Source organism: Streptomyces sp. NPDC055815 (assembly GCF_053616475.1).
Window position 1 is genome coordinate 21,284 of the sequence record NZ_JBSHDU010000103.1, and the last position, 6,147, is coordinate 27,430.

Genomic DNA, 6,147 nt, shown 5'->3' on the forward strand with positions numbered 1-6,147 from the left:
TTCGGGGTGGATTCGGGGTCAGCCGGCGGCGATGACCCGCTCGGCCGCCTGGGCCGCGGCCTTGAGGTTGTCGAACGCCGTCTTCACGTCATCGCCGGCCTTGGCGAGCCGCTCGGCCTCCTTCGCGGCGTTCGCGAGGGTGCGCGGCTTGGGCAGCTTCTTGGGGTCGAAGTTCCGCTGGGAGGTGGCGAGCGTGCCGATGGCCGTGGCGAGCGTCTCGATGTCCGTCGGCTTCGCGGCGTCGGTCGCCTTGGTGACCGCCTCGACGCCCTTGGCCAGCTTGTCGAGCTGGGCCTTGCTCTTCATCTTGCCGACGGCCTTGTTGAAGTTGATGATCCGGCGGTTGATGTCACCGAGGGCCCGCTTGAGGGCGTCGAAGGTCGATGGATCCGGCGGGGTGGCCGCGGTCGCGCCCGGGACGTTGCCCGCCTCGCGGTCCCGGACCGTCTGGGCCGGCTGGAGCCTGGGGAACCGGCCGTCGGGCTCCATCGCCAGGATCTTGTTGCGGAGGTAGGGGCCGAGTCGGGGGATCCAGCCCAGCACCCAGTTGAAGAGGATCTTCTGCAGACCGCGCTGGAAGTTCTTGAAGTTGGTCAGGAACATCAGGGCGATGACGGCGCCGACCATGGGGATGAAGAGGCCGCCGATGGCCGCGGTGAGCCAGTTCTTCCAGTCGGCCTCTCCCTCCTTCTGCTTCTCGAACGCGGCGGCGAACCCGTCGAGACCCAGGCCCTCCAGGTACTCCGTCCACCGCTCCTTCTGGAGCTCCTCGTAGATGCTCGCGAACCGCTCGGTGAACTTGAACGGCAGCAGTGCCGTGGTGACGACCTTGGGTTCTTCGCTGATCAGGGCGGCCTTGAGGTCGGAGACCTTGAAGGTTTCGGTCTTCCCCTTCTTCTCCGCCTCCGTCTTCCCCTCGTGGTTGCCGTCGTACTGGAACTCGAGTTCTTTGGACTTGTCGCCCTTGTTCAAGGTGAGGGCGTCCTTGAGCGCGGCGATCTCCGCCGAAAGCTCCGGAATCGTTGTGGCTGTCATGGTTGCTCCGCTTCCGGCCCGTGCGGGCCAAGCGCCGAAAAGCCCCCGCCGGTCCCGGCGGGGGCTCGTTCGTAAGGGGGCAGCCGGTGCTGCTACGCGGCGCCCTCGTCCCGCCGGGGGCCACGGCGCGCCGTCGCGAGGGCGTCGTTCCAGCCCGCCGCGTACGCGAGGCTCTCGTAGCGGGAGACCTCGGCGTACAGCGTGCCGAGAAGCGCTCTCTTGTCGAGGGCGACGGGTCCGTCGAGGAGCTGGCGGAGGCGGTCCTGGAGCGGGATGTGCGGTCGCGATGCCTCGGCCTGCTGAGTCATGGACGCCTGCCTTCCGGTTGCTTGCCCGTGCGTGCGTGGCGGCGCCGCGGAGTGAGGCGGGGGCACCACATGTTCGAACTACTGTGCGAACAGAGTTTGGAACACCTGTTCGGGTTTTGTCGAGCGGGAAACGTCTGACGGCGTGTCTTCTTGCGGGTTCTCCGAAGGGGTTGGTCCTCGAACAGAGCTTGTGTTCGACCGGGGTACTCTGGAAGGCGCGTTCCCCGGACCTGACTCATTCGGGGGGCCGGGGGCGCGAGGGGCGCGTGGGGACCCCAGGGGGTTGGAAGGCAGTGCTGACGCATGGACACGGAGCCGGCAGGTAACCGGCGCGAGCAGGTCATCGACTGGCTCGAATCCCACCCTGATCTGCCTCATCTCTTCGCACGGCTCGCCGAGCTCGTCCACGTCGCCGGGTACGCCCCGGAGGACCTCGTCGTGCTGCCCCGCGCCGAGGTGGACCGCCGCGAGACCGCCGCGTTCACCGCCGGCTGGGCCGAGGCCGTCTCCGACGAACTCCCGCGCATCCGCAGGGAGTACGAGCGGCGCGTGGCCGACGCCTACGCACAGGGTCAGGGTGACGCGCGTGGAATACGGCGCCCGCAGCGGCGTACGGACGCCCACCACGAGGGCGCCCGCGTCATCCCGCTGCCCTTCGCCCGGCTCATGGAACCGCCGGCCGTGGTGGTCGACGCCGAGGAGCGCGTCCGCCGGGAGCGCGAGCTGTTCGAACAGCGCTCCGAGCCGGAGTACGAGGAGCACGCGCCGGAGCCCGCGAACGAGCCCGTGCCGACGACAGCGCCCGCGCGCGCGAACGCGCCGGAGCCCGAGCGCACGGCCGACCCCGAGCGCACGGTCGAACCCGAGCGCACGGTCGAACCCGAGCCGGAGCCCGAGCCCGAACCGGACGTCCGGGCCGCCGGCGCCCAGGAGAGCCGCACCCGCCGGAACCCCCAGCCGGTGCGGAAGGTCGTCCGCGGCAAGGGCGGCCGCCCGATCGTGCCCCCGCTCAGCGGCGTACCCGGCCAGACCGGAGGCGCCCCCGAGCGGCGCGGCCGCCGGCTCTCCGAACGCGCCAGGAGTCTGGAGGAGGAGCTGGCCGCCGAACGAGCACAGGAAGCGCCCCCGGATCCCGCTTCCTGACGGGAGCGGGATCCGGGGGCGACGGGGGCGTCAGCCGAAGAAACGGGCGAGGGCCGAGGGGGAGACCGCCGGATCGGCGGCACCCTCCACGGCGGACTGTCCGTCCTGGTCCTCGTCGTCCTCCTCGTCCTTGACGACGGGGCGGGGGACGGGCTGCGGCGGATCCGGAGTCTCGTCGTCCTCGCCGGTGTTGACGCACTGGAACATCCAGTTGGAGACGGCCAGATGGTCCACGGCGGCGGCGAGGAGATGGTCGGAGAGCGACCACTCCGCCGCCTCCCCGTGCATCTCGCGCTGCACGGCGGCGTCCGCGGGAAGGTGCTTGATCAGCACCATCAGACGCCGGCTGGACAGCTCGCCCCGGTGCCAGTCGAGGAGGTCGGTGGCGTAGTAGCGGAGCAGGTCCGCCTCAAGGGCCTCGGCGTGTTCGTCGACGAACTCGACGAGGCTCAGTCTTCCCCCAGGCCGAGCCCCGTCTCCTTGCCGTAGGCCTCCAGGATGGCGGCGATGTCCTGCATGGTGACGTCGTGCTGCTCGAAGCGGGCGAACTGCTCCTCACCCATCAGGAGTGCGAGCAGGCCGTCCACGTCGTTGTCGTCGAGCTTGCGCAGCGCCTTGGCGGAGGAGCGGCTCAGCTCGGTCGGAAGGGTGAAGGTGTCGCCGTCCAGTTCGAAGGACCACTTGCGACCGTGGGCCTCCTGTCGCTGGGCGCGGGCGGCGTTGACGTCGAAACGGGCCATGGTGATGCGTACTCCTTGGTCGAGTGAGTGAGGAGAAGAGGGGTGGGGGGGGGGGGGGGGTGGGGCGCCCCCCCCCCGGGGGGGCCCGCCCTTCTCCGTACGCCCGGCCGTCAGCTCTTCTGGGCGGCCAGCTCCTTCGCGGCCTCCGTGAGGTCCTTGGCGGTGTCGATGGCTCTCCAGTACGCGCCCTGGGGCAGCGGGAAGCCCGCCAGGCGCCGTTCGCGGGCGAGGCGGGGGAAGGTGGTGCGCTCATGGTCGCCGAGGTCGGGGAGGAGCTCTGTGAAGGCCGCGGCGAAGACGTACACGCCGGCGTTGATGAGGAACGGCGACGGCGGCGCCTCGATGAAGTCGGTGACGTTCCCGAAGGTGTCGGTCTCGACGGCGCCCCACGGGATCCGGGGGCGGGCCAGGGCGAGCGTCGCGAGGGCGTCGCGCTCGGTGTGGAAGGCGGCCATCTCGCGCAGCGAGAAGCGGGTCCAGATGTCGCCGTTCGTGGCGTACCAGGGCTGGTCCGGGGCGGGCAGGTGCGAGGCGGCGTACTTGAGGCCGCCGCCGCGGCCCAGGGGTTCGGTCTCGACGACCGTCGTCACCTTCAGCGGCAGGTTCGCGGTGGACAGCCAGTCCTGGAGCACCTCGGCGAGGTGGCCGCAGGAGACGACGGCGTCGGTGACGCCCTCGGAGGCCAGCCAGGACAGCTGATGGCCGATGATCGGGGTCCCGGTGCCCGGGATCTCGACCATCGGCTTGGGGCGGTCGTCGGTGTACGGGCGGAGCCGTGTGCCCTGGCCGCCCGCCAGGACCACGGCCTGCGTCGGAGAGGTGTGCATACGGGGAACGATAGGCGCCCCGTATGTCCGATGTGCGGGACGACGCTCAGCTCGCGCGCATCACGCCGGTCGCGTACGAGGTGTCGCAGACCGGGCGGGAGAAGGACTGGGCGCGGGAGGGGCCGTAGTGCTCGACGGCGGCGCGGCCGAGGGCACGGGCGATGGAGAAGCAGTGCTTGGCGAGCGAGGGCCGGTTCTCCACCTCGCGCTGGAGGTGGGTCAGGGCGGTGCCGGGGTCCTTCTCCTGAAGCTCTGCGAGGAGCTGGTCGCGGAGAATATCCTGCGGGGCACGGGACTTGGCCCGGACGGAGACGTCCGTGGCGGAGGCCGTGAGCTGGGTCCCGGAGTCCTGGCCGGCCCACGGAACGGCGGACACCGCGAGCGTTCCCGAGAGCACCAGGACGACGGGCAGGACGAGGGCGAGAGAGCGGCCGATTCGGCGGGCAGTGTGCGTCACGCAGGCGAGCGTAGCGGCCGGTAGTGATATGGCGACATTTAGTCACTCTCGCGAGGGATGGTTCGAGGCGTCTTTTCGAATCCCGTGTTGACGCGGGGCTTCGGGCGCGTCCCTGAATGCCGGGGTTTTCCGGGGTAAGACCGTTGTGCGCCGGGGGTGCGCCCGTAGTGCGTCCGTTTAAACGAACAGCCCCGCGTCTGCAACAGACGCGGGGCCGTACGGCAGTGCTCGGGGCGGGTCTCAGTCGCTGAGGCGGGCGCCCGTGGAGGTGGAGAAGACGTGCAGCTCGTCGGCGCGCGGCACGACGTGCAGCGTGGAGCCCTTGGCGGGCACGTCACGGCCGCCGACGCGGACCACCAGGTCCTTGTCCTCGCCGCCGACGCGGGTGGAGCCGTACACGAAGCCGTCCGAGCCGAGCTCCTCGACGACGTTCACGGTGACGGCCAGGCCGTCCTTCGAGGTGGCGCTCTGCACGTCGAAGTGCTCGGGGCGGACGCCGACCGTGACGGTGGTGTCGCCGGCGGCGGACGCGGCGGCGATGGCGTCACGGGTGACCGGGACGACGCTGTTGCCGAACTTCACGCCGCCGTCGGTGATCGGGACCTCGACCAGGTTCATGGCCGGGGAGCCGATGAAGCCGGCGACGAAGAGGTTGGCGGGCTTGTCGTACATGTTGCGCGGCGAGTCGACCTGCTGGAGCAGACCGTCCTTGAGCACGGCGACGCGGTCGCCCATGGTGAGGGCCTCGGTCTGGTCGTGCGTGACGTAGACCGTGGTGATGCCCAGACGGCGCTGGAGGCCGGCGATCTGCGTACGGGTCGAGACGCGGAGCTTGGCGTCGAGGTTCGACAGCGGCTCGTCCATGAGGAAGACCTGCGGCTCGCGGACGATGGCGCGGCCCATGGCGACGCGCTGGCGCTGACCACCGGAGAGCGCCTTCGGCTTGCGGTCGAGGTACTCGGTGAGGTCGAGGATCTTCGCGGCCTCCTCGACCTTGGCGCGGATCTCCGACTTGTTGACGCCGGCGATCTTGAGCGCGAAGCCCATGTTGTCGGCGACGGTCATGTGCGGGTACAGCGCGTAGTTCTGGAACACCATCGCGATGTCCCGGTCCTTCGGCGGCAGATGCGTGACGTCGCGGTCGCCGATGCGGATGGAGCCGGCGTTGACGTCCTCGAGACCCGCGAGCATGCGCAGGGAGGTCGACTTGCCGCAGCCCGAGGGGCCGACGAGGACGAGGAACTCGCCGTCCGCGATCTCGATGTCGAGCTGGTCGACGGAGGGCTTGGTGGCACCCGGGTAGATCCGGGTGGCCTTGTCGAACGTGACCGAAGCCATGGTGATGTGTCCCTTCACCGGCAGGAACGTGCCGGACGATCCGAGTAAAGGAAGGATTGAGGTCTAGTCCACCAGGGTGAACTCCAGGCGACGCTACCTGGCCGTGCCCGATCTGTCAGCACTCGCGGGCCCGTGAGATTTCCGACCGTGGCCGGGGCCGGGTTGGTTACACTTCACTCGCTGCCGCCTTAGCTCAGTTGGCTAGAGCGCTTGACTTGTAATCTTGAGGTCGTCGGTTCGATTCCGACAGGCGGCTCTGTGGAAGTCGGAGGGCCCCGGACGCGTGACGCGTCCGGGGC

8 protein-coding genes and 1 tRNA gene are annotated in these 6,147 nt (G+C 70.0%); 2 read left to right on the forward strand and 7 right to left on the reverse strand.

Translation table 11 applies throughout. The features are described 5' to 3' along the window. Positions 1–18: 18 nt before the first annotated feature. Entirely contained in the window at positions 19–1,035 is a 1,017-nt protein-coding gene (locus ACWGN5_RS37820; protein ID WP_453522944.1) for a hypothetical protein, read from the reverse strand. A gap of 92 nt (positions 1,036–1,127) precedes the next feature. Then, positions 1,128–1,343 carry a hypothetical protein gene (locus ACWGN5_RS37825; RefSeq protein ID WP_453522945.1) on the reverse strand — a complete coding sequence of 72 codons (216 nt, stop codon included), beginning with the start codon at positions 1,341–1,343 and terminating at the stop codon, positions 1,128–1,130. Between the two features lie 303 nt (positions 1,344–1,646). On the opposite strand from ACWGN5_RS37825, the gene ACWGN5_RS37830 reads away from it, so the two are divergent. Next, a complete protein-coding gene (locus ACWGN5_RS37830; RefSeq protein ID WP_453522946.1) occupies positions 1,647–2,486 on the forward strand; it encodes a hypothetical protein in 840 nt (279 codons plus the stop codon). A gap of 30 nt (positions 2,487–2,516) precedes the next feature. Here ACWGN5_RS37830 and ACWGN5_RS37835 read toward each other — a convergent pair whose 3' ends face one another. The 5 genes from ACWGN5_RS37835 to ACWGN5_RS37855 form a co-directional block, all read right to left on the reverse strand. Next, positions 2,517–2,822 (reverse strand): hypothetical protein, encoded by a 306-nt coding sequence (locus ACWGN5_RS37835; protein ID WP_453522947.1) that lies wholly within the window; start codon positions 2,820–2,822, stop codon positions 2,517–2,519. Positions 2,823–2,935: 113 nt separating this feature from the next. Beyond that, positions 2,936–3,226 (reverse strand): hypothetical protein, encoded by a 291-nt coding sequence (locus tag ACWGN5_RS37840; protein WP_453522948.1) that lies wholly within the window; start codon positions 3,224–3,226, stop codon positions 2,936–2,938. A gap of 110 nt (positions 3,227–3,336) precedes the next feature. Then, complete coding sequence (locus ACWGN5_RS37845; RefSeq protein WP_453522949.1) at positions 3,337–4,053, reverse strand: nucleotidyltransferase family protein; 717 nt, start codon at positions 4,051–4,053, stop codon at positions 3,337–3,339. A gap of 46 nt (positions 4,054–4,099) precedes the next feature. Beyond that, on the reverse strand, positions 4,100–4,510 hold the full coding sequence (locus tag ACWGN5_RS37850; RefSeq protein ID WP_453522950.1) for a hypothetical protein: 411 nt from the start codon (positions 4,508–4,510) through the stop codon (positions 4,100–4,102). A gap of 240 nt (positions 4,511–4,750) precedes the next feature. Then, a complete protein-coding gene (locus tag ACWGN5_RS37855; RefSeq protein WP_453522951.1) occupies positions 4,751–5,848 on the reverse strand; it encodes an ABC transporter ATP-binding protein in 1,098 nt (365 codons plus the stop codon). Positions 5,849–6,030: 182 nt separating this feature from the next. On the opposite strand from ACWGN5_RS37855, the gene ACWGN5_RS37860 reads away from it, so the two are divergent. Then, positions 6,031–6,104 (forward strand) — tRNA-Thr (locus ACWGN5_RS37860). The last annotated feature ends 43 nt before the right edge of the window (positions 6,105–6,147 follow it).